This is a genomic window from Stenotrophomonas sp. HMSC10F07 (genome assembly GCF_001807895.1).
Classification (GTDB): Bacteria; Pseudomonadota; Gammaproteobacteria; order Xanthomonadales; family Xanthomonadaceae; genus Stenotrophomonas; species Stenotrophomonas sepilia.
The window spans coordinates 3,715-29,845 of record NZ_KV791437.1 but is presented as its reverse complement, the minus strand read 5'-3'; the positions used below and the strand labels follow the sequence as shown (position 1 = coordinate 29,845).

23 protein-coding genes and 1 pseudogene are annotated in these 26,131 nt (G+C 67.2%); 9 read left to right on the top strand and 15 right to left on the bottom strand.

Going from position 1 to position 26,131, the window contains the following annotated elements:
• Nucleotides 1–136: 136 nt before the first annotated feature.
• Entirely contained in the window at nucleotides 137–535 is a 399-nt protein-coding gene (locus tag HMPREF3114_RS16370; protein WP_049415383.1) for a heavy metal-responsive transcriptional regulator, read from the bottom strand.
• 186 nt (nucleotides 536–721) lie between these two features.
• Here HMPREF3114_RS16370 and HMPREF3114_RS16365 point away from each other — a divergent pair, with 186 nt between their 5' ends.
• The 7 genes from HMPREF3114_RS16365 to HMPREF3114_RS16335 all read left to right on the top strand — a co-directional run bounded on the left by HMPREF3114_RS16365 (nucleotide 722) and on the right by HMPREF3114_RS16335 (nucleotide 10,159).
• Entirely contained in the window at nucleotides 722–1,789 is a 1,068-nt protein-coding gene (locus HMPREF3114_RS16365) for a GlxA family transcriptional regulator (protein ID WP_053499665.1), read from the top strand.
• Nucleotides 1,790–1,871: 82 nt separating this feature from the next.
• A complete protein-coding gene (locus HMPREF3114_RS16360; RefSeq protein WP_053499663.1) occupies nucleotides 1,872–2,675 on the top strand; it encodes a redoxin family protein in 804 nt (267 codons plus the stop codon).
• A 30-nt stretch (nucleotides 2,676–2,705) separates the two neighbouring features.
• Nucleotides 2,706–3,545, top strand: coding sequence for a thiol:disulfide interchange protein DsbG (gene dsbG / locus HMPREF3114_RS16355; RefSeq protein WP_053499661.1), 840 nt, complete (start codon nucleotides 2,706–2,708; stop codon nucleotides 3,543–3,545).
• Between the two features lie 514 nt (nucleotides 3,546–4,059).
• Nucleotides 4,060–5,490, top strand: coding sequence for a DcaP family trimeric outer membrane transporter (locus HMPREF3114_RS16350; RefSeq protein WP_053499659.1), 1,431 nt, complete (start codon nucleotides 4,060–4,062; stop codon nucleotides 5,488–5,490).
• Nucleotides 5,491–5,566: 76 nt separating this feature from the next.
• Nucleotides 5,567–6,919: an arginine/agmatine antiporter gene (adiC, locus tag HMPREF3114_RS16345; protein ID WP_005410068.1), complete on the top strand. Its 1,353-nt coding sequence runs from the start codon at nucleotides 5,567–5,569 to the stop codon at nucleotides 6,917–6,919.
• A 20-nt stretch (nucleotides 6,920–6,939) separates the two neighbouring features.
• Nucleotides 6,940–9,228, top strand: coding sequence for an Orn/Lys/Arg family decarboxylase (locus HMPREF3114_RS16340; protein WP_053499657.1), 2,289 nt, complete (start codon nucleotides 6,940–6,942; stop codon nucleotides 9,226–9,228).
• Between the two features lie 28 nt (nucleotides 9,229–9,256).
• Entirely contained in the window at nucleotides 9,257–10,159 is a 903-nt protein-coding gene (locus HMPREF3114_RS16335) for a cation diffusion facilitator family transporter (protein WP_053499656.1), read from the top strand.
• Between the two features lie 216 nt (nucleotides 10,160–10,375).
• Here HMPREF3114_RS16335 and HMPREF3114_RS16330 read toward each other — a convergent pair whose 3' ends face one another.
• The 6 genes and pseudogenes from HMPREF3114_RS16330 to HMPREF3114_RS16310 all read right to left on the bottom strand — a co-directional run bounded on the left by HMPREF3114_RS16330 (nucleotide 10,376) and on the right by HMPREF3114_RS16310 (nucleotide 13,893).
• Nucleotides 10,376–11,089 (bottom strand): energy transducer TonB family protein, encoded by a 714-nt coding sequence (locus tag HMPREF3114_RS16330; RefSeq protein ID WP_070490004.1) that lies wholly within the window; start codon nucleotides 11,087–11,089, stop codon nucleotides 10,376–10,378.
• Nucleotides 11,090–11,253: 164 nt separating this feature from the next.
• Nucleotides 11,254–11,460, bottom strand: a pseudogene (locus HMPREF3114_RS21595) (sigma factor); the annotation flags it as partial.
• Between the two features lie 125 nt (nucleotides 11,461–11,585).
• Nucleotides 11,586–12,092: a hypothetical protein gene (locus HMPREF3114_RS16325; protein ID WP_005417100.1), complete on the bottom strand. Its 507-nt coding sequence runs from the start codon at nucleotides 12,090–12,092 to the stop codon at nucleotides 11,586–11,588.
• Between the two features lie 108 nt (nucleotides 12,093–12,200).
• The gene (locus tag HMPREF3114_RS16320; protein WP_005417095.1) at nucleotides 12,201–12,425 is read right to left on the bottom strand and encodes a hypothetical protein; all 225 of its coding nucleotides are present in this window, start codon (nucleotides 12,423–12,425) and stop codon (nucleotides 12,201–12,203) included.
• Complete coding sequence (locus HMPREF3114_RS16315) at nucleotides 12,422–13,123, bottom strand: glutamine amidotransferase (protein ID WP_053499654.1); 702 nt, start codon at nucleotides 13,121–13,123, stop codon at nucleotides 12,422–12,424. The genes HMPREF3114_RS16320 and HMPREF3114_RS16315 overlap by 4 nt, the downstream gene beginning before the upstream one ends.
• Complete coding sequence (locus HMPREF3114_RS16310) at nucleotides 13,120–13,893, bottom strand: YggS family pyridoxal phosphate-dependent enzyme (protein WP_053499652.1); 774 nt, start codon at nucleotides 13,891–13,893, stop codon at nucleotides 13,120–13,122. Before HMPREF3114_RS16310 ends, HMPREF3114_RS16315 begins: the two co-directional genes overlap by 4 nt.
• A gap of 76 nt (nucleotides 13,894–13,969) precedes the next feature.
• On the opposite strand from HMPREF3114_RS16310, the gene ptsJ reads away from it, so the two are divergent.
• Complete coding sequence (gene ptsJ / locus HMPREF3114_RS16305; RefSeq protein ID WP_053499651.1) at nucleotides 13,970–15,256, top strand: MocR-like B6 salvage transcription factor PtsJ; 1,287 nt, start codon at nucleotides 13,970–13,972, stop codon at nucleotides 15,254–15,256.
• A gap of 66 nt (nucleotides 15,257–15,322) precedes the next feature.
• On the opposite strand, the gene HMPREF3114_RS16300 is transcribed toward ptsJ, so the two are convergent.
• From HMPREF3114_RS16300 to HMPREF3114_RS16270, 7 genes are all read right to left on the bottom strand, one after another.
• Complete coding sequence (locus HMPREF3114_RS16300; protein ID WP_070490002.1) at nucleotides 15,323–15,829, bottom strand: hypothetical protein; 507 nt, start codon at nucleotides 15,827–15,829, stop codon at nucleotides 15,323–15,325.
• 81 nt (nucleotides 15,830–15,910) lie between these two features.
• Nucleotides 15,911–19,021: an error-prone DNA polymerase gene (locus tag HMPREF3114_RS16295; RefSeq protein ID WP_053499647.1), complete on the bottom strand. Its 3,111-nt coding sequence runs from the start codon at nucleotides 19,019–19,021 to the stop codon at nucleotides 15,911–15,913.
• 6 nt (nucleotides 19,022–19,027) lie between these two features.
• Nucleotides 19,028–20,437 (bottom strand): Y-family DNA polymerase, encoded by a 1,410-nt coding sequence (locus tag HMPREF3114_RS16290; protein WP_053499644.1) that lies wholly within the window; start codon nucleotides 20,435–20,437, stop codon nucleotides 19,028–19,030.
• 9 nt (nucleotides 20,438–20,446) lie between these two features.
• Nucleotides 20,447–21,061 carry a translesion DNA synthesis-associated protein ImuA gene (imuA, locus tag HMPREF3114_RS16285; RefSeq protein WP_070490000.1) on the bottom strand — a complete coding sequence of 205 codons (615 nt, stop codon included), beginning with the start codon at nucleotides 21,059–21,061 and terminating at the stop codon, nucleotides 20,447–20,449.
• 340 nt (nucleotides 21,062–21,401) lie between these two features.
• Nucleotides 21,402–22,406 (bottom strand): cyclase family protein, encoded by a 1,005-nt coding sequence (locus tag HMPREF3114_RS16280; RefSeq protein ID WP_070489998.1) that lies wholly within the window; start codon nucleotides 22,404–22,406, stop codon nucleotides 21,402–21,404.
• A gap of 36 nt (nucleotides 22,407–22,442) precedes the next feature.
• Nucleotides 22,443–23,093, bottom strand: a complete 651-nt coding sequence (locus HMPREF3114_RS16275; protein ID WP_053499638.1) for a DsbA family oxidoreductase — start codon at nucleotides 23,091–23,093, stop codon at nucleotides 22,443–22,445.
• A 92-nt stretch (nucleotides 23,094–23,185) separates the two neighbouring features.
• On the bottom strand, nucleotides 23,186–24,136 hold the full coding sequence (locus HMPREF3114_RS16270; protein WP_218086323.1) for a LysR family transcriptional regulator: 951 nt from the start codon (nucleotides 24,134–24,136) through the stop codon (nucleotides 23,186–23,188).
• 128 nt (nucleotides 24,137–24,264) lie between these two features.
• Here HMPREF3114_RS16270 and HMPREF3114_RS16265 point away from each other — a divergent pair, with 128 nt between their 5' ends.
• Complete coding sequence (locus tag HMPREF3114_RS16265; protein WP_070489996.1) at nucleotides 24,265–25,155, top strand: sterol desaturase family protein; 891 nt, start codon at nucleotides 24,265–24,267, stop codon at nucleotides 25,153–25,155.
• A gap of 9 nt (nucleotides 25,156–25,164) precedes the next feature.
• Here the strand turns inward: HMPREF3114_RS16265 and HMPREF3114_RS16260 are convergent, their stop codons facing one another.
• A complete protein-coding gene (locus tag HMPREF3114_RS16260) occupies nucleotides 25,165–25,869 on the bottom strand; it encodes an AraC family transcriptional regulator (protein WP_070489994.1) in 705 nt (234 codons plus the stop codon).
• Nucleotides 25,870–26,131 lie beyond the last annotated feature (262 nt).

Here is a 26,131-nt window from a genome sequence, read left to right as displayed (position 1 = left end):
ATGCAGGCGCTCTCCCAGCTGAGCTATGGCCCCACGTCGCTGAGGAGCGAAATAATAGCCTTGCCCCAGAGGGTTGGCAAGCATTTGTTGCACTTTTCTTCACGTGCGTTGCGAGGGGGGCGACGATCGCACGTACTCAGTCGGCGCCGTCGGTCAGCGCCGCCAGGATCGGGCACTGATCCAGGGTGCCGTGGCCGGGGCAGGCGTCGACCAGCTGCGAGAGCGCGCTGTGCATGCGTTGCAGTTCAGCCATGCGCTGCGCGATGTCCTGTAGGCGGGCCTGTGCCGCGTCGCGCACGCTGCCCATGTCCTGCGGGTGGCGATCACTGAGTGCCAGCAGTTCGGCGATTTGTTCCAGGCTGAAGCCCAGTGTCTTGGCGCGGCGGATGAAGCGCAGCCGGCGCAGGTCCTGCTCACCGAAGATGCGGTAGCCCCCGGCCGAGCGTGCCGCGGTGGGCAGCAACTGCTGGCGCTCGTAGTAGCGCACGGTATCGATCGGTACGCCGGCCTGGCGCGCCAGTTGACCAATGTTCATGGCGGATTCCTGCGGATGCTGCCGGTCATTCTGAAGCCTTGAGTGCGGTCCAGGGTCAAGCTCCCGCCGCTGACGGCGCATTCAGCGCACTTTGCAACTTTCTTCATAGCCCCGCCGTCGTGGCAGTTCCTACCCTGCGCCTGAACCGGCCGCTGGATGGCCCGCAACGAACCGAGGAGATGCTCTGTGGAAGGATTCAGGAACGAAGGATTCGTAGAGGTCGCGGTGGTCGAGTACCCGGGAGGGGACCCGTCGGCCGCCTCTGTGCTGACCGAAATGGCACATGTCGCCAACCGGCTTGCCCAGCAGCAGCGTCGCCCGTTCAAGCGTGTCCTGGTAACCCGCTGGGTCGTGCCAGCCAGCCAGACCGGCGTGCATCGCATTGCCGGCGCGGAGATGCTCGAGGCGGACATTCCCGCCGTGATCGCCGTGCCTGGCCAGATCAGTCAAGGCGTCTGCCTGCGCGCCGATGAGGTCCTGCTGGATTGGCTGCGCGCGCATTACGATGGCGGCAGTCTGCTGGCAGCTGCCAGCGATGGTGTCAGCATGCTGGCACGCGCGGGTCTGCTTGCCGGGCGCACCGTCAGTGGGCCGGACCTCGGGCGCCATCCGGGCCTGCAGGGGCAGTCGGCCAGCTGGGTGCCCAGTGAGCGCGCGCTGGTCGACGACGGTGATCTGCTGACAGTGGCCGGTTCCCAGGCCTGGCGCTTCCTCGCCCTGCGGCTGCTGTACCGGCTGCACGGCCAGGGCGTAGCGAGTTCCGTGGCGCAGCAGTTGGGGATCACGGTGCCCGCGGCGATCCAGCAGGATCTGGAGCGTTTCAGTGCCAACTTCGCCCACGGTGATCGCGACGTACTGAAGGCGCAACGCTGGCTGCATACCACCGCTGCGCGTGGGGCCACGCTCGGAGCGATCTGCGAGGTTTCCGGACTGGAGCCACGGACTCTGCAGCGGCGCTTCCTGAAGGCCACCGGCCTGCGTCCGATCGAGTATTGCCAGCGGTTGCGTATCGCCAAGGCGCAGACATTGCTGCAACAGGGGGCGGGTATCGATGAAGTGGCCTGGGGTGTGGGCTATGCAGACCAGAGCGCATTCCGCCGCCTGTTCCTGCGCATTGTTGGAATGACGCCGGCCAACTATCGGCGGCAGGTCAACAGCAAACGGCGCGAACGGCCGCTGTTGTCGTCGGTGGCGGGCAGCCTGCGCGGGCTGCAACCGGCGCCTGGCATGCAGATGCCGCGCAGCGCGGCCTGAAGCCTGCGGTGGGCGTCGCACTTGCAACCTGGGCGCGACGCTTTGACCATGCAGGCAACGAGATGATGGGACAGGTGGGTTGATGTCGAGTGTTGGACCGGTGCCGATGCCGGTGGTGCTGATCCTGATGTGCGTGCTGCTGGCCATGGCGGTGGCCCACCTGTGGCCGCGGCCGAAGGACGGGATGGCAGTGCCTTCCGGGGCCAGCCTGGTCCTGGACATGTTGCTGATCGGCCTGCTGTGTGGACGCATCAGCTTCGTGGCCTTGAACTTCGCGCTCTACCGTGAGGCCCCCTGGAGCATCCTGCAGATCGCCGACGGTGGGTATCACCTTGCAGTCGTGCTGGTTGCGGGCCTGGCGTGGGGCATCTGGCGGCTGCGGTTGTGGCGCGCGTTACGTGCGCCGGTGTTGGCGGGGGCGCTGGTGGGTGTGGTGCTGTGGGCGGCGGGCAGCCACCTGCTGGCAACATGGCAGGAGCAGCGGATGCCGCTGCCGGCGGTACAGGTGGCCGATCTGCAGGGGCGCAGGATCGATCTGCAGCAGTTCCGTGGCAAACCGGTGGTGCTGAATCTCTGGGCCAGCTGGTGTGGTCCCTGCCGTCGCGAGATGCCGGTACTGGCATCCGCACAGCAGACCCACACTGACGTGCAGTTCGTGTTCCTCAACCAGGGGGAAACCCAGGACGAAGTGAAGGGTTTCATCGCATCCGAACAGCTCTGGCTGGGCAACGTATTGCTGGACGATACCGCGTCGGCGTCAACCGTGCTGGGTGTACAGGCCTATCCGTCGACGCTGTTCTTCGACGCCGAAGGCCGCCTGCGTGAACTGCACCTTGGCGAACTGACGGCGGCGGGTCTTGAACACAAACTGCGCCGGCTGCGGTAGCCTGCGCGGGCATCTCACTACGGAGTTCCCATGTTGTCGACTTCCCTGCGCATCGCTCCGGCGGTGCTGTTGCTGCCGGTCATGCTGGCATTGGCCGCCTGCAGCCAGGCCCAGACCCCGCCGGGCAAGGCGGCCGCGCCGGCAGCGAGCGCTCAGGCCCCAGCGGCCAAGGGCGAGCGCCCCGCAGTGCTGAAAGGCATCGAGAAGCACGGTTTTGAAGTCGTTGCCGAGTTCGATGCACCGGGTGGCCTGCGTGGATTCGCTGGCGTGGTGGGCGGGCAACAGCCGGCCGCAGCCTATGTCACCGCCGACGGCAAGCATGTGCTGGTAGGCAGCCTGTTCGATGCCGAGGGCAACGACGTGGCCGCCGAGGCGGTGGAGAAGCTGGTCGCAGCACCGATGTCGGCCAAGATGTGGACCAAGCTGGAGGCCAGTGCCTGGGTGCGTGACGGCAAGGCCGATGCGCCGCGCGTGGTCTATACCTTCAGTGATGCCAACTGCCCGTACTGCCACAAGTTCTGGGAAGCGGCGCGTCCGTGGGTCGACGCCGGCAAGGTGCAGTTGCGCCACATCATGGTCGGCGTGATTCGCGAGGACAGCCCGGCCAAGGCTGCGGCCATCCTGTCTGCGCGTGACCCGAGTGCGGCCTTGCTGGAGAACGAACACCAGTTCGACCGTGGTGGCATCAAGGCCCTGCCGAGCATCAGCCGCGAGATCGCCGCCAAGCTCGACGCCAACCAGGTGCTGATGATTGAAATGGGCTTCCAGGGCACGCCGGGCATCCTGTTCCAGGATGCACAGGGCCAGGTGCAGCGTCGCGCCGGCCTGCCACAGGGCGCTGACCTGCAGACGGTGCTGGGCCCGCGCTGATCGGCACCCATGTCGTGATGCGACACCACAGGCCCGCATGGCAGCATGCGGGCCTGTTGCGTTTCGTCACTTGTGCGGGTGATGCAGGCTGCGCACCACCTGTTCGTCGTCACGTCTGAATCGTGACTGACATCAAGCATCGCGCCTTGATTCCAATCAAGGCCAAAAACGACAGGCGGACTAGCCTGTGACGCATGGAATACAGCGTCAACGCGCCAGGGATGCCGCGCCTGACACGCCCTGAACCGGGGCAGTCGGCACAGCCATTCACGACGTTCTCACTCCCTGGTTGTTACCCAGACTGCTGCGGTCGCCACCTCTCCGGCAGTGCGGCCCTGATGGCGTCGATATCGGTACGGGCAGGGCAGTGTCATCGTCCTGTTGCCTGCCACGCGCAGGCTGGCCGGTGTCGTCGACGCAGTACCCGCATTTCCAGCAACGGCAACGCAACGTCGGAGCTGCGCCTGCGCGCGCGCCGTCAGTGCGCTGCGAATGTTCGTCCAGGGAGGATGCAATGCGCTTTGCGGTACTGAGTCTGGCCTGCCTGACCGCGCTGGCGGTCACGCCCGCATATGCGCAGCAGAATGGCCAGGAGGATGCGCACGCATTGCGCCAGGAAATCGCTGCCATGCGGCAGGCACTGGAGGGCATGCAGAAGCGCCTGGATCAGCTCGAACAACGCGAGGGCGCTGTCGCGGCCGCTGCGCAGGTAGCAGCGCCGGTGACACCACCTGGCAGCAGCGCCAACCTGCTGCATCCCACCCAGGTGCCGGGTGTGGCGCAACCGGTGCTGCCGCAGCGCGAATCGGTGGCCGATCCCTCAACGGCGGCCTCGCGTCCCGACAGCGCTGCTGGGCCGACCGACCCGGATCTGAAGGGGTTCTTTGCCATTCCAGGTACTGACACGGTGATCCGCATTGGCGGCTATGCCAAGCTCGATGCGATTGCCGATTCGCGCGCGGCCGGTGACGAGGATCAGTTCATCCCTTCGTCGATGCCGGTGGGCGGCAGCCATCGCGATGTTTCCAATTTCAACATCCACGCCAAGCAGACCCGCTTCAGCTTCGAGGCGCGGCGCCCGACCACGCACGGCAACCTGCGCTTCTACCTGGAGAACGACTTCTTCGGCAGCAGCGACGGCTACGCGTTCCGCCTGCGTCATGCCTATGGCCAGCTCGGCAATACCTATGCCGGTTATGGCTATTCCAGCTTCATGGACCCGGACAGCCTGCCCGACACGCTGGATTTCGCCGGGCCCGGCGGCGCGGGCTATCTGCTGGTGGCCGGCATCCACCACAGCTTCGCGATGGGCAAGGGCAACACCCTGACGCTGGCCGCCGAAGACCCCAAGACCGAACTGGCCGGTGCCAGTGATGAACGGGCCGCAGTGAACCGGCTGCCGGATGTGACCGTGACCGCACGCATGGAGCGTGACTGGGGCCATCTTCAGCTGGGCGCGGTGGCGCGCAGCCTGGCCTATGACGGCGAGGGAGAGCGCGACCGGCGCATGGCCGGCGGCCTGCAGTTCAGTGGCTCGGCATCGGTAGGCGAGCGCGATCTGTTGCTGTTCGGCGCGCTCGGCGGGCGCGGCCTCAGCCGCTACACCGCGGACCTGACCGGCTCCGGGCTGGACGCGGTGGTCGGTGCCGATGGCCATCTCGACGCGCTGGACCTGCACGGCGGCTTCGTCGGCTACACGCATTACTGGTCCGAGCTGTGGCGTTCGAACCTGATCTTCGGCCAGCTGACCCTGGAGCGGAACGCGGCACTCGCTGCTGACGCCTTCCGGCAGAGCCGATACGGCGTGTTCAACCTGATCTGGAGCCCGGCGCCGTCGTGGACGATGGGCATGGAGCTGCTGTACGGCCGCCTGGAACAGCAGGGCGGTGCGCGCGGCGACACGGTCCGGGTGCAGGGCAGCCTGCAATACAACTTCATCAAGTAAGCGCCAGCGGCGTTACGCCAGCGCAACCGTCCCCACGCCCGGCCGCACCGGGTTCATGCCAGTACAGGAGATTGTCATGGCAGAAGCAAAGAAAATCGGGGTGGTCGGAGCCACCTTCCTTGTCGCCGGCAACATGATGGGCTCAGGCGTGTTCCTGTTGCCGTCCAGCCTGGCCAAGATCGGTACCGCATCGATCTGGGGCTGGCTGATCACCACGGCCGGTGCGCTGTTGCTGGCCTTCGTATTCGCCAAGCTGGGCAAGCTGGCGCCGAAGGCGGGCGGTCCGTATGCCTATGCGCGTGACTGGTTCGGGCCTTACATGGGCTTCCAGACCAATACCATCTACTGGTTCGCCAACTGGATCGGCAACGTTGCCATCCCGATCGCCGCGGTGGGCTACTTCAGCTACTTCTTCCCGATCCTGTCCGAGCCGCTGGTGCGCTGCATCGCGGTGCTGATCCTGGTGTGGGCGCTGAGCTTTGCCAACGTGATCGGCCCGGCCTTCGTCAGCCGTGTGCAGACGGTCACCACCAGTTTCGCGCTGGTGCCGATCCTGGGCATCGCCATTTTCGGCTGGTTCTTCTTCGATGCCGACATTTTCAAGGGCGCCTACAACGTGTCCGGTGAGTCCAACTTCGGTGCGATCTCCAGTGCCGCGGCACTGACCCTGTGGGCCTTCATCGGTGTCGAATCGGCTTCGGTCACGGCTGGCGTGGTCGAGAACCCGGAGAAGAACGTGGCCCGTGCCACCCTGGCCGGTGTGTTCCTGGCTGCCATCGCCTACATCGCCAGTTCCTCAGTGATCATGGGCATGGTGCCCAATGGCGAGCTGCAGACCTCCGACGCACCGTTCGCTCTGGCGGCGGCCAAGGCGGTCGGTGGCTGGGGCGGCGCGCTGGTCAGCCTGTGCGCCTTCATCGGTGCCGCCGGCTCGCTGGGTGGCTGGATCCTGCTGACCGCGCAGAGTGCCAAGGCGGCCTCGGATGATGGCCTGTTCCCGAGCATCTTCAGCAAGACCAACAAGGACGACGTGCCAGTCAAGGGCGTGCTGATCGTGGCGGTGCTGATGACCCTGGCGGTGCTGGTGACGTCCACCTCGGAAACCGCGTCGGCCCAGTTCGACGTGATCACGTCGGCGGCCGTGGTGCTGACCCTGCTGCCCTACATCTACTCGTGCGTGGCCTGCTACTTCGTGGTCGAGCGTTCGCACACCCTGGTCCATACCGGTGCGTTCTGGACCCTCACCAGCCTGACCGTCGTGTACTGCCTGTGGGCGATCTACGGCTCGTCGGGAACCATCGTGCAGTACGCCTTCCTGTTCGTGCTGTTCATCACCGTGTTCTATCCATTCTTCAGCGAGGAGCGCCGCCAGCAGCGGCAGCGCGCCCGCGAGGCATCGGCCATCAGCGCCGGCGCCCAGCGTTCCTGAGTTCGACAAGGAGAATCAACGTGTACTTCAAGTCCCTGGACTACCCGGTCATTGTCATCGACAACGACTACGAGTCGCCGCGCATCGGCGGCATCCTGATCCGCGCCCTGGTGGAAGAGCTGCGCAGCAACGACCAGCGGGTGCTGTGCGGGCTGAACCTGGATGATGCGCGTGCCGGAGCCCGTACCTATGTGGCGGCCTCGGCGGTGCTGATCTCGATCGATGGCAGCGAAGAGGTGGATGGCGAGTTCCAGCGCCTCACCGCCTTCCTGCGCGAGCAGAGTGCGCGCCGCGCCAACCTGCCGGTGTTCCTGTACGGCGAGCGCCGCACCATCGAAAAGGTGCCGAGCAAGCTGCTCAAGTACATCCACGGCTTCATCTTCCTGTTTGAAGACACCAAGAGCTTCATCTCGCGGCAGGTGATGCGCGCGGCCGAAGACTACATGAAGAATCTCCTGCCGCCGTTCTTCAAGGCGCTGATCCATCATGCGGCAGAGTCGAACTACTCCTGGCATACGCCGGGCCATGCAGGCGGCGTGGCATTCACCAAGTCGCCGGTCGGCCGTGCGTTCCACCAGTTCTACGGTGAGAACACCCTGCGCAGCGATCTGTCGATCTCGGTACCGGAGCTGGGCTCACTGCTGGATCACACCGGCCCGATCAAGGATGCCGAGGAAGAGGCGGCGCGCAACTTCGGTGCCGACCATACCTTCTTCGTCACCAATGGCACCTCCACCGCCAACAAGATCGTCTGGCATGGCACGGTGGCCCGCGGCGACGTGGTGTTCGTCGACCGCAACTGCCACAAGTCGCTGCTGCACGCGCTGATCATGACCGGCGCGGTGCCGGTGTACTTCACCCCAAGCCGCAACGCACACGGCATCATCGGCCCGATCAGCCTGGATCAGTTCACACCGGAATCGCTGCAGCAGCGCATCGCCGCCAACCCGCTGGCCAGCCAGGCCTACAAGGCCGGTTCCAAGCCGCGCATTGCGGTGGTGACCAACTCGACCTACGACGGCCTGTGCTACAACGCCGAGAAGATCGCCGACGAAATCGGCAGCGCGGTCGACTTCCTGCACTTCGACGAAGCCTGGTACGCCTACGCCGCGTTCCATCCGTTCTATGAGAACCACTACGGCATGGCCAAGGGCAAGCCGCGCGAGCAGGATGCGATCATCTTCACCACGCATTCCACCCACAAGTTGCTGGCCGCGTTCTCGCAGGCGTCGATGATCCACGTACGCAACTCGGCGCAGCGCGACCTGGATGCCGAGCGCTTCAACGAGTCGTTCATGATGCACACCTCGACCAGCCCGCATTATGGGGTGATCGCGGCCTGTGACGTGGCCTCGAAAATGATGGAGGGCGAGGCCGGCCGTTCGCTGGTGCAGGAAATGCATGACGAGGCGATCGCCTTCCGCCGCGCGATGCTGCACGTGCGTGACGACCTCGGGCGCGACGACTGGTGGTTCAGTGTGTGGCAGCCGACCAAGGTCGAGCGCAGCCTGGACAAGGGCGATACGCCGGCTCCGCTGGTGGCCAAGCGCGAGGAGTGGTACCTGCAGCCGGACGCGCACTGGCACGGCTTCGAGAATCTGGTCGATGACTACGTGCTGATCGACCCGATCAAAGTGACCCTGCTGACCCCGGGCCTGGCGATGGACGGCAGCATGGGCAAGCTGGGCATTCCGGCGGCGGTGCTGAGCAAGTTCCTGTGGGGCCGCGGCATCACTGTGGAGAAGACCAACCTGTATTCGGTGCTGTTCCTGTTCTCGATGGGCATCACCAAGGGCAAGTGGAGCACGCTGGTCACCGAGCTGATGGCCTTCAAGGAGCTGTACGACTGCAACGCGCCGTTGAGCCAGGCATTGCCGACGCTGGCGGCGGACTATCCGATTGCCTACGCCGGCTGGGGACTGCGTGACCTGTGCGATGCATTGCACGCGTTCAACCAGGAATTCGAGGTCGCCAAGGTGATGCGCGAGATGTACGTGGATCTGCCGACGCCGGTGATGACCCCGGCCGATGCCTACAACCACCTGGTGAAGGGCGAGATCGAGCGGGTCGACATCGAGCAGCTCAGTGGTCGCGTCGCTGCGACCATGCTGGTGCCGTATCCGCCGGGCATTCCGACCATCATGCCGGGCGAGCGATTCGGCGACAGCGACGAGCCGATCATCCAGTCACTGCGTATTGCCCGTGAACAGAATGCGCGTTTCCCGGGCTTCGAGTCGGATGTGCACGGGCTCATCATCGAGCACGATGGCGATGTGACCTCGTACAGGGTGGAGGTGCTGAAGGCCTGACCGGGGACGGTCGGCCCTTCGGCGAGCGATGGATACCGCGCGCGAGCAACGCATCCTGAAGTTCTCCATCGGGGTGACCATCGCGGTGAGCGCGGTCGGCTTCATCGGTGGCCTGCTGGTGGGATCGCAGGCCATCCTGTTCGACGGCGTGTACAGCCTGGTCGACGTTGCCTTGACCCTGGTTTCGTTGTCGGTACTGCGGCTGGTGGCGCGGGAGCAGAGCCCGCGCTTCCAGTATGGCTATTGGCACCTGGAGCCGATGGTCGAAGCACTCGGTGGGGTGATCCTGTCGCTGGCCTGCGTGTACGCGCTGGCCAACGCGGTCATCGGCTTGACCACGGGCGGGCACGAAGTGAAATTCGGGCCCGCGCTGTGGTGGGCGGCGCTGCTGAGTGCCAGCAACCTGGCAATGGCGACGTTCGTCGCGCAGCGTGCGCGGCGCCTGCGCTCGGCGTTGTTGTGGCTGGATGTAAGAGGCTGGCTGCTGGGTGGATTGATGAGCCTGGCGGTGGTGCTGGCCTTCGTGCTGGCCCTTGTCCTGCATGGCGGCGAGTGGCACCACTGGGTCCCGTACCTGGATTCGATCGTGCTGGCGTTGATCAGCCTGGCGGTACTGCCAGTGCCGGCGCGCAGTGCATGGAAGGCCATGCGCGAAGTGCTGCAGGTGGCGCCGGATGACCTGGACCGGCGCGTGCAGCAGGTAATGCAGGCATTCGTGTCCGAGCGTGGCTATGCCGGTTTCACCAGCCACGTGGCGAAGATGGGGCGGATGCGCTTCATCGAGATCCATGTGCTGGCAGACCCCGGTACGCCATTGGGCTCGGTGGGCGAGGTCGATGCGATGCGCGATGAGATCGCCGTGCGGCTGGATGCGCGGGGCAGCACGTTCTGGTTGACCATCGATTTCACTGCGGATCCGGCGTGGACGTAGCCCTGCCTCTTTCGCGCCGGGGCCTTGCCCGGCCAGGTTCTGTTCGCCTGTAGAGCCGAGCCCATGCTCGGCTGCCGTTCGCATGGAACAGCCGAGCATGGGCCCGGCGATACAGCACGCTGCGATCGTTGCACACGGCGGACTGCTCTGTTGCGCCGGATGTGTTTGACCTGAACCTGGGTTGAGGTCGCAGACTGCGGCACAGTTCCACAACGCTTAGCGCAGGTAGTACTCCACCGGCACCACCAGTTCCTGTGGTGCCTTCAGTTCATCGGGAATGGGCGGCAGCGGCTGCGCGCGGCGGAAGGTCTGCAGTGCGGCGCCGTCAAGCATCGGCTGGCCACTGGACTGCTCCAACCGCAGGGCCAGCAGGCGTCCCTGGCGATCGATGCTGGCCCTGACCCAGGCAGTGCCCTGCTGGCGCCGTGAGCGGGCCGCAGCAGGGTAGTAGCGATAGCGCTCCAGCCGCGCCATCAGGCGGGCTTCCCACTGGTCGCTGGCGGCGCCGGCCTGGAAGTCCGCCGGTGGGGCGTCGGGAGCGGGCGGCGCGGCCGTGATCGATGCCGGTGCGGGACTTGCATCGGTCGCGGCCGCAGGCGGGGCGACCGGCAGGGCTTGCCGGCCAGCGCCACTGCGTTCGCTGGCGGCCACTTCGCCCTCGCGTGCGGCGGTGGGCTTCGGTGGAGGGGGCGACTTCGTGGGTTGGGATTCGCGCGCCTGCTGCGCCTGGCTGGGGGTGTCGGCCTGGCGTTCTTCCACTGGCTGCGGCGGCGTCGCCGGTGCCAGCAGGCGCAGGCTGATGCGCACGTCCTGCTCGGGCGGCGGCAGCAATGGCGGCGCGGCCACCCAGTGCACCAACAGCAGCAGGGGCAACAGGTGAAGCCCGATGCTGATGGCGATCGCCTGCCAGTGTTGGCCGCGCTCACTCATCGTCCAGCACCCATAGCAGGTCGGCGTCGGCCGCCTCGACGGATGCACCGACTTAAGCGAGCGCGATCACCAGCGCTGGTGTGCCCGCTGGCAGGTAGCCCGGCATGCCAGTACCGCGCAGTACATGCCAGCGACCGGCCACCAGCAGCGCGGGTGCCGCGGCTCAGGTTGTGGGCGACGCGGTACAGGTAGGCGCGGCCATTGCTCAGCAGGCCACTGGCGGCGATTCTGACGACGCGCAGCCAGGTCTCCTGGACGACATCATCGGCGTCGCTGCGTTGCGGGAGCTTACGGCGGACATGGGCGTGCAGCGGCTGGTAGTGGGCCGCGCACAGCTGCGCGACATCCTTCGGTTCGACAGGCGTGGACACGGGGCGGGCGACAACTGGGAAAGGGAACAGCCCGCGGCGGCAAGGGCAGCGGCTACACCTTACAGCAAAAGAGAAGCATTTGCATCCATGGACGCGAGGCGCGGCATGCGTGGCCGACTGCGAGGTCAGCGCGGACGAAAGTCGCAGTGGATCTGCAGGGCTTCGGTGGGGTTGTGATGCAGCTCGAAACCGCAGTGCTGGAGGCTGCGCTTCACCCGGGCGATCGCTTCGGCATGGCGGGCGGTGCGACGCTGCTGCCAGCGCGGCGGGGTGAACACGCCCAGTGGCAGCAGCCGCAGCCGCTTGCCGTGCAATACCACTGAGACATCGATATGACGGCCATCGATGTCGTGGCCGTTGGCGCCGAAGATGGCATCGACTTCATCATGGCGCTGCGGATAGCAGGCGCGGAACACCGCGATGCCGAGCCAACGCACGCCACGACGGAAGCCGCCGAGCCGGCTGTGGCTGGGTTCGAAGCCGCGCGTGACGAGCAGGCCCAGCCCGGCAGGCAGCAATGCCTGCGCGTCGAGCAAACGTTGCAGCACTTCTTCTTCCAGCTGGATACGGGTAGAGGGCCAGCGCGGAGCGATGAGCAGTCCGTGGTGGCTGCCGCGTTGCAGGGTCAGCATGGGTGAAGCTTCGCACGCGGGCGAACAGCCGGGGTAGTGCGGGCCGCTGGCCGGCAAATCTGTTGCCCGTCGGGTGCCGGCCAGCGGCCGGCACTACCGTGACGATCGTCAGAGGTCGCGGTACTGGATCTGCGAAGCCAGTACGCGCAGGCCATCGGCATTGCTGGACAGGATGCGCTCTTCGCCGATGCCTTTCTGCCGTTTCAGCTGGAAGCCCTGGTCTGCAGGCAGCTGTGCGGCGATGGCGTCCATGCGTTGCATGGCATCGGGGCCGCTGCAGTCGAAGTGGCCCCAGTAGGCGCCATCGCGGTGGATCTGCAATCGGTAGTTCATCGCGGTAGCTCCGGCAGGTCCTGCAGCCAATGGTCGAACATCGCGGTGGCGGCCGCGGCCAGTGGCGCGCCATAGCGACGCGCCTGCGTGCGCAGGTCGTTCGGATCGATGCCGGCCTGCGCCAGTTCCAGGGTGTGACCGATCAGCCAGCGCTCGAACTGGCGCGCGTCCAGCTCCGGATGGCATTGCAGTGCCAACGCATGGTTACCGATGGCAAAGGCCTGGTGGCGGCAGGCCGGCGTGCTGGCCAGGCGGCGTGCACCCGTTGGGAGTTCGAATGCCTCGCCATGCCAATGCAGTACCGGAATGCCCTGCAGGGCCTGCAGTGGCGAGCGCTGACCGTCATCGGTGAGCAGCAGTGGCGCAAAGCCGATCTCCTTGCCACCACTGGCGGCGACGTCGGCACCGAGTGCACGCGCCATCAGCTGCGCGCCCAGGCAGATGCCCAGCGTGGGCCGCTGCTGCTGCAAACGCCCTTGCAACAGCGCGATGCTATCGTTGAGGAACGGGTAAACATCAACATCGTTGACGCTGATCGGGCCACCCAGCACCACCAGCAGGTCAGCCGCTTCGGCCGGATCGAGTGCATCTACACCCGCCTGCAGCACCTGCAGCTGCCAGCTCTGGGCCAGCAGCAACGGTTGCAGGGTGCCAAGGTCCTCGAAGGCAACGTGTTGCAGGACAACCGCGTGCTTCATGCCGGGGCTCCATTGCTGGGCCAGTAGAAACTGTCCGGGGTGGCGCGTGCGCCGAAGATGGCCTGGCCGACACGGACCACGGTGGCGCCTTCCTCGATGGCCACTTCGAAGTCGCCGGACATGCCCATCGACAGCTGCGACAGGTCGATGCCGGGTGGGGCGGTACGCTGCAGCTGGTCGCGCAGTTCGCGCAGGCGCACGAAGCACGCGCGCACACGTTCGACTTCGGGAGTGAAGATGGCCAGAGTCATCAGGCCACGCACGCGTAGCCGGTCGAAGACTGGCAGCTGCTGCACGAATGCCTCGACGGCAGCGGGTTCCAGTCCGTACTTGCTGGGTTCGGCGGAGGTGTTGACCTGCACGAAAACATCCAGCGTGCGGTCTTCCAGCTGCAGGCGCTGCTGCAGCGCTTCGGCCACGCGCAGGCTGTCAAGCGCCTGGAACTCGCTGGCGAAGCGCGCCACGTAGCGCGCCTTGTTGGTCTGCAGATGCCCGATCACCGACCAGTGCACGCCCAGATCGGCCATCGTCTCGGCCTTGCGTTGCGCCTCCTGCACCTTGTTCTCGCCCAGCTCGCGGCAACCGGCGGCCACCGCCATGCGGATGCGGGCGTCATCGACGGTCTTGCTGACCGGCAGCAGGCGCACGCTGGCCGGGTCCCGGCCGACGCGGGCACACGCATCGGCGATGCGTTGGCGCACCGTGCCCAGGTTGGCGGCGATCTGTTCAACAGACTGGGCGACGGGCCAGTCGGCGGCGGCAAGGGGCATGCGGGCACCTCCAATGCAGGGCGGCCAGGGTGGGATACACTGGCACAGGACAAGAATTATTTTGGCATAGGACAAAATGAAAATCACCGGGCATAGCGCCGAGTCGATCTTCGACAGCATCCGCGATGGCATCGGCAAAGGCCGTCTGCCGGCCGGCAGCGTGCTGCCGCCGGTTCGCGATCTGGCCGATCAGCTGGGGGTCAATCGCAACACCGTGGCCGCCGCCTACAAGCGATTGGACGCGGCCGGCCTGGCCAGCACCGCAGGCCGGCGCGGCACGGTGGTGCGTGGCCTGCCGCCGATGCTGGCGCGCGAGGGCAGTACGCCGGGGTTGGCGCTTCAGGACCTGGCCGGTGGCAACCCGGATCCGCGCCTGTTGCCCAGCCTGCGCCTGGCCGCGGCGGCACCGCGGTTGTATGGCGTGGGCACGGTCGACCCGAGGTTGCAGGCGTTGGCACGCGCCTCGCTGGATGCGGATTGCCCCGAGGGGTACGCGCTGGAGCTGACCCATGGCGCGGTCGATGGCATCGAGCGCCTGTTGGCGGCATGGCTGCTGCCGGGCGATCGCATCGCGGTGGAGGATCCATGCTTCCTCGGTAGCCTCAATGTGCTCAATGCCGTCGGCCATGCGCCGTTGCCGGTGACGATGGATGCGCATGGCATGCAGGTCGAATCGCTGCGACAGGCGCTGGAGGCCGGTGCACGCGCGGTGCTGTTGACACCACGGGCGCACAATCCGACCGGGGCCAGCCTGGATGCGAAGCGGGCACGGGCGTTGCGCCAGCTGCTGGCGGCCTATCCGCAGGTGGCGGTGCTGATCGATGACCACTACGCACTGCTCTCGCAGCAGGCCTACCACTCGGTACTGCCGCTGGATGGCCGGCGCTGGGCGCTGCTGCGTTCGCTGTCCAAGCCGCTCGGCCCCGACCTGCGCCTGGCCTGGCTGGCCTGTGATGACGAGACCGCGATGCGGTTGCGGTTGCGGTTGGCGTCCGGCATCGGTTGGGTCAGTCATCTGCTGCAGGATGCCGCCACTTCGGTGCTGGCATCGGCGCCGCAGCGGGCAAAGATCGCCTCGGCAGGCGAGCGGTACCAGCAGCGCCTGCAGTCGCTACAGGAACTGCTGCGCGTGCGTGGCGTGCCGACGCCGTTGCCGATGGAGGGATTGAACCTGTGGCTGCCGTTGCCGGCCGACAGCCATCCACAGGTGCTGGCGCTGGCTGCGCGCGGATGGCATGTGCGTGCTGGCGAAGTGTTTGCGGTGGCTGCACCAGCGCATGGCCTGCGCATCACCTGCGCGGCGCTGGGGGCGGCGCAGCTGCGGCAGCTGGCCGATGACCTGGCAGCGGTGTGTGGGGTATAGCGCCCAGCCATGCTCGGCGCTACAGGGGCGAAACAAAGTCGAGCATGGCTCGACGCTAGAAGCAGATCAGGGCGCGGCGTTGGCGTTGGGGCGCACGTAGTAGGACTGGCCACTGTCATCGACGAACATCAGCTCCGGCTTGCCCTGCCAGGACGTGAGCATGGCGCCGGTATTGTTCTGGTGCTTGACCATCAGGCTGGCGCCACGGTCCGGATTGGCGACGACCTTGAAGACTTCGGTGGTGCCGGTGGCATCGTCCAGAGTGAGCAGGGCTTCGCCCCCGCGGTCGCTGGTGCCATAACCGCCGCGCTCGGAACCGTCGGGGCCAAGCAGGATCAGGCCGGACAGCGCGGTTGCACGCGGTCCCTGGGTGCGGCCCCTGCTGAGGGGGTCCGGCACCGGCGCACCGAGGATCAGCCGTGGTTGGCCAGTGCCATCGTGGATGACCAGGCCGCGCGCTTCGATGATCCGCTCAGGCGATTGGCTGCGATGCAGGCTCCAGGCGGTCCAGCTGGAAACGAGCAGGGCAAGGGTCGATATCACCAGGGTGGTCAGCAGCAGCACACGGGGCATCGGGTCGTCCTTCCTTGGATAGGCCGACGATAGCGGATGCCGGCGGGCAAAGGCCAGTTCGTTGTGTGACGATCTGTATCGTCAGTGGAAATCGCGGCTGTGGCTGCGCAGTCCCTGCAGCAGCTCATCCAGGCAGTGTATGCGCTGCACGATGACATGCTGCACGCCATCAACGCGCTCCAGGCGGCCATCGATCTGCATCAGCTGGGTGTCGACCAGCACCCGGTGCTGGCGGTCGGCCAGGTGGCGCCAGACCACGGCGTTGACCATCCCGGTCTCGTCTTCAAGGGTGAGGAAGGTAACGCCACTGGCGGTCTGCGGGCGCTGGCGCATGCGCACCAGTCCGGCGATGCGCACGCGGCGGCCATGGCCGTGCCCGGCCAGCTGCGCGGCATCCAGGCAGCCGCGGCTGCGCAGCTGCGCGCGCAGGAACGAGATCGGGTGGCGGCCGAGGGTGGTGCCGGTGCTGCGGTAGTCGGCCTGCATGTCCTCCCAGGCGCTGGGCAGTGGCAGGGGCACGCGGGCTTCGGCAGTGGCACGGGCCTGGTCGAACAGCGGCAGCCGGTTCTCTACGCCCGAGATATCCCAGCGTGCACGATGGCGATGGCCACTGAGCCCGCGCAGTGCGCCAGCATCGGCCAGCAGGCCCTGCTGGCGGCGGTCCAGCGCGGTGCGCTGGCACAGGTCGCCGACGTCGTCGAACGGGCGCCGCGCGCGCTCGCGCATGATGGCCTGTACGGCATCTTCGTTGCAGCCGTCAATCAGACGCAGGCCCAGACGGATCGCCGCCGGCCCCCTGCTGAAGTCCAGCGTGCAGTCCCAGTCGCTGTGGCGTACGTCCACGGGAAGAACGGTAATGCCATGCCGCCGCGCGTCCTGCAGCAGCTGGTCAGGGCTGTAGAAACCCAGCGGCTGGCTGTTGATCAGGCTGGCAGTGAACGCGGCGGGATGATGGCACTTCAGCCAGCAGCTGGCATAGGTCAGCAGGGCGAAGCTGGCGGCGTGGCTTTCCGGGAAACCGTAATCGCCGAATCCCTTGATCTGCTCGAACAGGTGCTCGCCGTATTCGCGGCTGAAGTTGTTTCTCAGCATGCCGGCCAGCAGTTTCTCGCGATGTGGTTCCAGCCCACCGCGGCGCTTCCAGGCCGCCATCGAACGGCGCAGGGCATCGGCCTCGCCCGGGGTGTAGCCGGCCGCATCCACCGCCAGCTGCATCACCTGCTCCTGGAACAATGGCACGCCCAGCGTACGCGCGAACACGCGTTCCAGCTGCGGTGGGTAGAGCGGGTTGTCCGGGTCGTTCAACGCGTCCGGGCCTTGTTCGCGCAGGATCCGGCGCCGCTCCAGGTAGGGATGCACCATGTCGCCCTGGATCGGGCCGGGACGCACGATCGCCACTTCGATCACCAGATCGTAGAAGTTGCGTGGCTGCATGCGCGGCAGCATCGCCATCTGTGCGCGCGACTCGATCTGGAACACGCCGATGGTGTCGGCGGCGCTGATCATGTCGTAGGTGGGGGTGTCTTCGTCGGGGATGGCATCCATGCGCCCGCTGTGCAGTCCATGCTGTTTCAGCATCGCCAGGCATTTGCGGATGGCCGTGAGCATGCCCAATGCCAGGCAGTCGACCTTCATCAGGCCGGTGGCATCCAGGTCATCCTTGTCCCACTGGATGACGGTGCGGTCGGCCATCGCCGCGTTCTCCACCGGTACCAGGGTCGACAGTGGATGCTCGGAAATCACGAAACCGCCCGGGTGCTGCGACAGGTGGCGCGGAAAATCGATCAGCTCTGCGGTGAGTGCCAGCAGGCGCCGCATCAACGGCGTGTCCGGATCGAAGCCACGCTCGCGCAGGGTTTCCGGCAGCGGGATGTTGCCGCCCCAGTGGTCCATCGCCGCGCCCAGTTCGTTGACCTGGTCCATCGGCAGGCCCAGCGCGCGGGCCACGTCGCGGATCGCGCTGCGGCCACGGTAGCTGATCGCCACCGCGGTCAGTGCGGCGCGCTCGCGGCCGTAGCGCTTGAACACGTACTGCAGCACCTCCTCGCGCCGCTCGTGCTCGAAGTCGATGTCGATATCCGGTGGTTCGTCGCGCTCGGCGGAGATGAAGCGCTCGAACAGCAGGTTGCTGCGTGCCGGGTCGATCTCGGTCACGCCCAGCACGAAGCACACCGCTGAGTTGGCCGCTGAGCCACGGCCCTGGCAGAGGATGTCCTGGCTGCGCGCAAAGCGCACGATGTCCTGCACGGTGAGGAAGTAGGAGGCGTAGTTCTTCTGCTTGATCAGCGCCAGTTCGTGCTCGATCTGCGTGCGTTGCTTCGCTTCGATGCCGCCTTTCCAGCGCCACTGGATGCCGCGCTCGACCAGCACGCGCAGCCAGCTGTCCGGATCGTGTCCTTCGGGCACCAGCTCGCGCGGATAGGTGTACTGCAGCTGTTCCAGGGTGAAGTGGCAGCGCTCGGCGATGCGCAGGGTTTCAGCCAGCAGTTCGGGCGGATACAGCTGGGCCAGCGCGGTACGCGGGCGCAGGTGGCGCTCGCCATTGGGAAACAGGCGCCAGCCGGCCTCGGCCACGCTGCAGCGGTGGCGGATCGCGGTCAGCGTGTCCTGCAGGGCGCGGCGGCGTCGCACGTGCATGTGCACGTCGCCACTGGCGACCAGGGGCAGGCGGTGGCGTTCGCCGAAGGCCTGCAGCTGCTGCAGGCGGCGTGCGTCATCGTGTTCGCGGTGCAGTTCCACCGCCAGCCACAGCCGATCATTGAAGCCGGTGCGCAGCAGTTCCAGGTCGGTAGCGGCCGGTTGCCGGTCCAGCCATAGACAGAGCAGGCCGTTGGGCAGGCCGAGCAGGTCCTCGCGCAGGCAGAGGTACTCGCCCTTGGCAGCCCGCCGCCGGCAGGTCGTGATCAACTGGCAGAGTCCGGCATAGGCGGCCTGGTCGGTGCACAGCAGGGCCAGCTTCGGCCCGTCCTCGACCTGGAATTCGGCACCGACGATCAGCGCCACGCCATGCGCCTTCGCCGCTTGCCAGGCACGCACGATGCCGGCCAGCGAGCATTCGTCGGTGATCGCCAACGCGCGGTAGCCCTGGCCAGCGGCGCGCGCGAACAACTCTTCGGCGATCGAAGCACCGCGCTGGAAACTGAAGGCCGACAGGCAGTGCAGTTCGGCGTAGCCGGGCAGTTCGCTGCGCATGGCGGCTCAGCCGAACCAGCCGTGCAGCATCCACGGCGCATGCGGATCGTTGCGCGCGCGGAAGGCCCAGCCGCGCTGGCCATGCGCGGTTTCCACCACGTAGTAGTCGCGGCGCGCGTCAGCCTGGTCCCACCAGCCCGATTCGATCCGCTCCGGCCCGGCGATGATGCGCAGGCGCGGGTCACGCAGCGGCTGTGGGGTGTCCAGCAGCCAACCGGGGCGCAGTGGCCAGTATGCCGGCGGCCTGGCCGCTGGCTGGATGCCGCTGGCGCGTTCGGGGCGATGGTCGGCCTGCACCGCCAGCGGCTGCACGGCGTCATCGCCCAGCCGCGCGCGCAGGCGCTCGCGCAGCTGGTTCCAGGGCATCGCCTGTGCCGGCCGGGTGTCGAACAGGTCGCGTGCGGCCGGCACGAACGGTGGCAGCTGTTCGGCCTGCAGGCGCAGTGCGCGGCTGCCGGCCGGCAGGGCGAACGCTTCCATGCGGTTGCGCGCGATCTCGAACAGCAACGCGGGATCGCGTTCGGGCGCCAACAGGCCGATGGTCAGCACGCTGGCCGGCAACAGGTCATGCTCGAAATGCAGGTCGAAGCGCTGCACGCCGCCATCGCGCGAACACAGGAACGCGGCCAGGTCGAGCAGCAGGCGGCGCAGCGGGAACAGCAGGGCCTGGCTGGATTCGATCTCGTATTCGAATTCGATGCGCGCATCGAAACGGTCCGGTGGCTGGTAGTAGCGCAATGGCGCGGTGGGCAGCCCGCGCAATGCATCCAGCTGCTGCAGGACCTCGGGGGCGAAGCGCCGGGCCAGGCTGTCGCGCGGCAGCTTGAGCACCGCGCCCAACGTGCGCAGGCCGGAACGGCCAAGCACCGTCACCGCCTCGCTGGGCAGGCCGCAGCGCGCCAGGGGCAGCTGCGCCAGCGCCGCCGGCAGCTGCTGCGCATCAAGGCCGAGGCCATCGTGGACGTTGGCCAGCACGCGCGCGGCATGTGGGGTAGGCGCGGCCACCAGGCGGTGGCGGAAGCCGAGTTCGTGCAGTTCGTTGCGCAGGCGCTGCTGGATCGTCAGCCAGTCACCGAACAGGGCGCGGCTGGCACCGATTTCCAGCACCAGCGCATGCGGAAAATCGAGGCTGACCTGCGAGCTGTAGGCATAGGCCCAGCTGGCCAGCAGCTGCCGGGTGTGCTGTTCGGCGTTGGGGTCGTAGTCGTGCAGGTGCATGTCCTGCACCAGTACCTGTGCAGCCGACAGCAGCATGCCCGGGCGCAGCCCTGCTGCACGTGCCGACGGGCTGACCGCGCGCAGCACGCGACGCTGCGCCGGCCCCTGCAGCAGTACCAATGGCCGCTGCGGGTCGGGCTGCAGGCGCAGCACGCTGTCCAGCGCCAACTGCGGCAACAACAGGCAGGCCCAGTGCATGGCGCGTCCTCAGTGGGCGATGGCCAGCGGCAACGGTTGTGCCGGCGGCAGGCCGCCACGGCACTTCAGCACCCGCACCTGGCCGTGGTCGAGCTGCAGGCGCAGGCTGGCCGGGGAGGGATTGCGCGCGGCCTGCGCCTCGCGGAACACGAAGCCCAGGCACTGGCCGCTGTCGGCGGCCACCTGCAGGCGGCGCAGGGCGCGGTCGTCGGCTTGATGCGGCCAGCACAGTACCGCCGCGCAGGCCGCAGAGCGCAGGCACTGTTCGGCGGCCCACAGTGCCTGCTTCGGCGCGGCGTGGATGATCTGCAACTGGCCCAGTTCCAGCCCGGCGGCGGCCCAGGCCGGGGCATGCGGACGGTAGGGCGGAGCGACCAGGACGATCGGGCGGTCGCGCTGGCTCAGCCTGGCCAGTGCCGGCCATACCAGCGCCAGTTCGCCAACGCCGGGCGCCGCCTGCAGTACCTCGCACAGCCCGCTGGCCGGCCAGCCGCCGCCGGGCAGGCGTGCATCCAGTGCCGGATGGCCGCTGGCCAGATGGTCGCTGGCTGGGCCCTGGCGGGCCGGGCCGCGCCACAGCTGGCGCCCGTCCAGCAGCCGGTCGAGGGCAACGACCGCACCCATCAGCCGATCCTCCAGGGGAGGCGCCGGGTGGGCAGGAAGCGGCAGGAACGGGCGGAAACGGCGGGCATGGCGCGAGTATCGACGAGCCGGTATCAGGGGCTGAGACCAGACATGCTACTCGCGTTGTGAGTAGAATTACTAATGAAATCGGATGGTCCGGTTTCAGGTTGCTGAAGGGGGAAAGCATCCACGCATGGCGTGGATCTACTGGAGAGAGCCCCGGCAAATCCATGCCGCAGCCTGGTAGATCCACGCCATGCGTGGATAGCGGTAAAGCGCGGTGCCGACCAAGGTCGGCACCCACCCGGCATGGCCCGGCGCTACCCGGGGATGCCCCTGGTTACGGGCGGACCGGCAGCGCCACCGGGCGCAGCGGCGCGGCATCGCCGCCACGGATCTTCAGCGGGCCGCCGATGAAGGCGAATTCGTAGACCTTGTCGCGCGCCAGTTCGTCCAGCGCCACCAGCTCGATGATCGGCGCACCCTGCTGAGCCAGCAGGTAGGTGTGCAGCGGTACGTAATCGTCGGGCACCTCCGAGGGGAAGGTCTCGAAGCTGAGGTTGTCGGCACCGACGATCATCGCGCCGCCGTCCTCGACCAGGAAGCGTGCCGCGTCCAGGCCCATGCCCGGCGGGTTGGCCATGTAGGCCCTGGGCTGCTCGAACAGGCGCATGCGGCCGGTGCGGATCAGCACCACGTCACCCTGCTGCAGTTTCACCTTCTGGCGTGCCAGCGCATCCTTCAGGTCCTGGCGGGTGACGCGGTAGCTGTCCGGCAGCATGTCCACGCCCTTGGCGCCGGCCACGTCGATCAGCACGCCACGCGCGATCAGCGGCGGGAATTTCTCGATGCCGGTGACATTCCAGCCGCGGTCGCCGAGGTGCTTGTCGGCCTCGAAGCCGTTCCAGATCTTCCCGTGGATGCCGAAGTGGTTCAGCGCATCGATGTGGGTGCCGGTGTGGCTGTACATCGAGAACGCGGTGCCGGTGTAACTGCGGGTGAGGTTCATGGCCTCGCCCACGCCCATCGGATCGTCCATCACTGTGCCGCGCGGGGTGTGGGTCATCCAGAACTGGTAGTGCGGGTCGCCGGCATCCTGCCAGCTGGGCATGCCGACGTAGTATTCGGTGGCCAGGTCATAGGCCTTGCCGCCGCTGACCCGCGACAGGATCGCCGCACGCGAGGCTTCGGTGATCAGGTTGAGGCGGCCAATCTCGTCCTTCGGCCCCCACGGGCTGGTGCCGACCTGCTGGCCGGAGGGAACGCGTTCGTGCGCGGACACGGTGGACGCGGCGGTGGTGGCCAGCAGCAGGGCCAGCGCGGTGGACAGGGTACGTGGGGTCATGGGGAAATCTCCTTGCAGGGTGGGGGAGGGGGCGGCTCAGGCCGCGACCAGGGGCGCCAGGGCCTGGCGCAGGTGTGGGAGCGGCAGGGTCTGCAGGCGCAGGCCGTTGCCACCGATCACGGTGGGGATGGAGCGGATGCCGAGCGCGGCAGCTTCGGCGCGATCGGCCTGCACGCGCTGGCGCACCGCGTCGCTGCGCATGTGGTCAGCGAAGGCGCCACGTGGATGGCCCAGCGATTCGGCAATATCCAGCAGCACTTCGGCATCGCCGATGTTGCGGTGCTGATGCAGGTGCGCCCATTGCACCGCGTCGAACATCGCGCCATGGGCATCATTGCCACCGATCAGCCCTGCGGTCTGGCAGGCCAGTGCGCCGAGCCAGCCGGACGGATACTCGAAGTCCTGTGCGCGCATGCCTTCGATATCGATGCGCGCGATGTCTTCATGCGCGGCGCAGTCGGTCCAGTGGCGCAGGATGATCGCCTTGGCGCGCGCCATCGAGCCGAACACCTCGACCATCTGCGCGCGCGAGTCCTGCAGCACGAAGCTGCGGTGGCGCACCTGGATGCCGAGTTCGGCGGAGACCTGCTGCAGGCGCGGGGCCAGCACGAAGCACCAGCCGCAGACCACGTCGTGGAAGAAATCGACCACCGGCGCTGCGGTGGCGGGGGAAGGAACGGGAGACATCTGCCTGCCATCGGTGAGAGGAGAGGCGGCAGAGTAGGCAGCGCGGCGTGGCCGAAACAGCACGCTGCGGGCAGCTCAGTTTTCGCTGGCGGTTACGAATCCAGGCCGGCGCAGCCGGGCAGCTCGGCGTGCAGGAAGTCGATGAAGGCACGCACCTTGGGCTGCAGGTGGCGCGAGGTGGGGTAGACCGCATGCACGAAGCGCGGCGGATAGCGGTGGTCGGGCAGCACCTGCTGCAGTTCGCCCCGCGCCAATGCCGGCGCGGCCAGGAACGAAGGCAGGGCGCCGATGCCCATGCCCGCCACCAGCAGGTCACGCAGCAGCAGGCTGTTGTTGACGGTCACGCGTGCCGGAAGGGTGATCGTCACCTGGCCATCCGGGCCGAGCAGCGGCCAACTGCCCGGTGAGTCGGACAGGCTGTAGGCCAGCACGCTATGGGCCTGCAGATCCCCTACTGCCTGCGGTGCCGGATGCTGCCGCAGGTAGGACGGCGCCGCGCACAGCACCTGCTGCAGCGAGGCCAGCCGGCGTGCCACCAAGCGTGAATCATCCAGCTCGGCACGCAGTCGTAGCGACACATCGAAACCTTCGCCGACCGCGTCGAGCAGGCGATCTTCCATCACCAGATCCAGCGACAGCTGCGGATGCTGCTGCAGGAAGCGGGGCAGCAGCGGCGACAGCGTGCTCAGCGCGAACGACTGCGGCACATTGATGCGCAGGCGCCCGGTCACCTCGCCACGCTGCTCGGCGATGCCACGTTCCAATGCGTCCAGTTCGTCGAGCAGGCGGCAGCATTCACGGTAATAGGCGTGGCCGGTTTCGGTCAGGCTCATGCGCCGCGTGGTCCGCTGCAGCAGTACCACGCCCAGATGCGCTTCCAGCGTGCGCAGCTGTTTGCTGAGCCCGGCGGGCGACATGCCCAGGTCTTCGGCGGCACGAGCGAGCCCGCCGCGTTCGACGATGCGGCGGAAGGCACGCATCAGGTTGAAGGAATCCATGCCGGTCCCGGGCGCGATGAGGGCGCCATTGTAGATCCACGCCATGCGTGGATGTGGGAAACGCGGTGCCGACCAGGGCGACCTCTCTGCGGGGGCGCGGGTTGCGCCGTTTGTTCAAGCCGGCAACCCGCACGTGGCGCCAGCATGCAGGCCCCTCATTTCCCGGGTTGCCCATGAAGCACTGGATCCTGCGCCTGTATGCCCCGTTGTTCCTGCTGGGGTTCGTTGCCCCTGCCGTCGTCTGGGTCGGCCACTGCCATGGCGATCCGTTGTGGCTGCTGGCCCTGCTGGCGATCGCCATTGCGGTTTCGTTCGTCGCCGAGCGCGCCTGGCCGTATGACCCTGCGTTCAACCGCGACCACGGCGACCGTGTGCGTGATGCCCTGCACGCGCTGGTCAACGAAGGCCTGAACCTGTTGTCGATCGCGGCGGTGCCGCTGCTGGCGGCGATCATTCCGTGGCAGGTCTGGCCGCTGCAGTGGCCGTTCGCGCTGCAGGTACTGGTGGCGATCATCGCTGCCGATCTCGGCGTCACCCTGGTGCACTACGCAAGCCATCGCATCGGCTGGTTGTGGCGCCTGCATGCGGTGCATCACAGCGTGGCCCGCATGTACGGTTTCAACGGGCTGATGAAACACCCGCTGCACCAGGCGGCCGAAGCGGTGGGCGGCGTGCTGCCATTGTTGGTGCTGGGCCTGCCGATGCCGGTAGCTGCGGTGCTGGCGTTTGCCATCGCCATCCAGCTGCTGCTGCAGCACTCCAACGTGGACATGCGCCCGGGTGTGCTGGGCCGGGTGATGGCGTGGGCACCGCTGCATCGCTTCCATCACATACGTTACGGCACCGCCGGCGACGTCAACTTCGGCCTGTTCCTGACCGTCTGGGATCACCTGCTGGGGACCGCCTTCGATGCGCCGGGCTATCGACTGCAGCAACGCGACCTCGGCATCGGCAGCCAACCGGACTATCCACGCGATTACGCGGGGCAGCTGCTGGCGCCGTTTCGTGAACTGCCGCATGGCGAGGTGCCGGAGCTGCCTGCAGGCCTGCGCAGGCGCGAATGATCGAAGATGTCAGGCCGCGTGCAGCTGCAGGCCCTGCAGTTGCGCGGCACCGATGCCGAACATGCGGCGCAGGCTGCGTGACAGATGGGCCAGGTCGGCGAAGCCGGCGGCATGCGCACTGTCGGTCAGGTTGTGCCCGCGCAGATGATGCATGAGCGCGCGGCGCAGCCGCTGCCACAGCACCCAGCCGCGCAGGGTCACTGCCAGGTCGGACTGGAAACGCCGGTGCAGCTGGCTGGTTGACAGGTGCGCGGCTTCGGCGATGTCGGCAGCCGGCACCGGGCCGGGCAGGTACTGGGCGATACGGGCCAACGCCGCCTGCACGCGGCGGTCCAGCGGTTGCGGGCGGCTCAGCCGTGGCAACCAATCGCGCAGCTCCAGCGCGTTGCCCGGCAGCGCGTGCAGATGCTGCTGGATCTGGGTGGGATCGGCGTGGGCCGGCTCAAGGAACACCGTGCAGCCTGCTTCCGGTGCCGACAGGATCGCGTGCGGCTGGAACGAAGGCAGCCATAGCCGCTGGCCCTGCTGCTGTACGCCATCGATCTCGACGTGCCAGGGCGTACCGTCGCTCAGCAGCAATTGATGGGCGTAGTGCGCATGCAAAGCGCTGTCACCAGCATGGCCGTGCAGCACGGCGGCGTGCGCATCCAGCAGCAACGTGCCGTTCCAGGGCAGGGCGGGGGAGGACATGGAGGGATTGTAGATCCACGCCATGCGTGGATGAATCTCCATCGAAATCGAATATTTCGAGAGTTGAACGAAGAGCAGCCGAGCATGGGCTCGGCTCTACAGCAGGCCGTGCGGGGAATTGTCGAAGGCGGGGTGGGTCCGTTTGCGGGGGTGTCCGCGGCAGGGATGCCGCGGCCAAGGCCCCATGGATGGGTTTACGGCGTCCCCCGCCAACGGGCCCACCCCGCCACCCCACAGGAGCCCAGCTTTTGCTTCTGCTGTTGCTTCTGAGGTTGCCGGCCAGCGG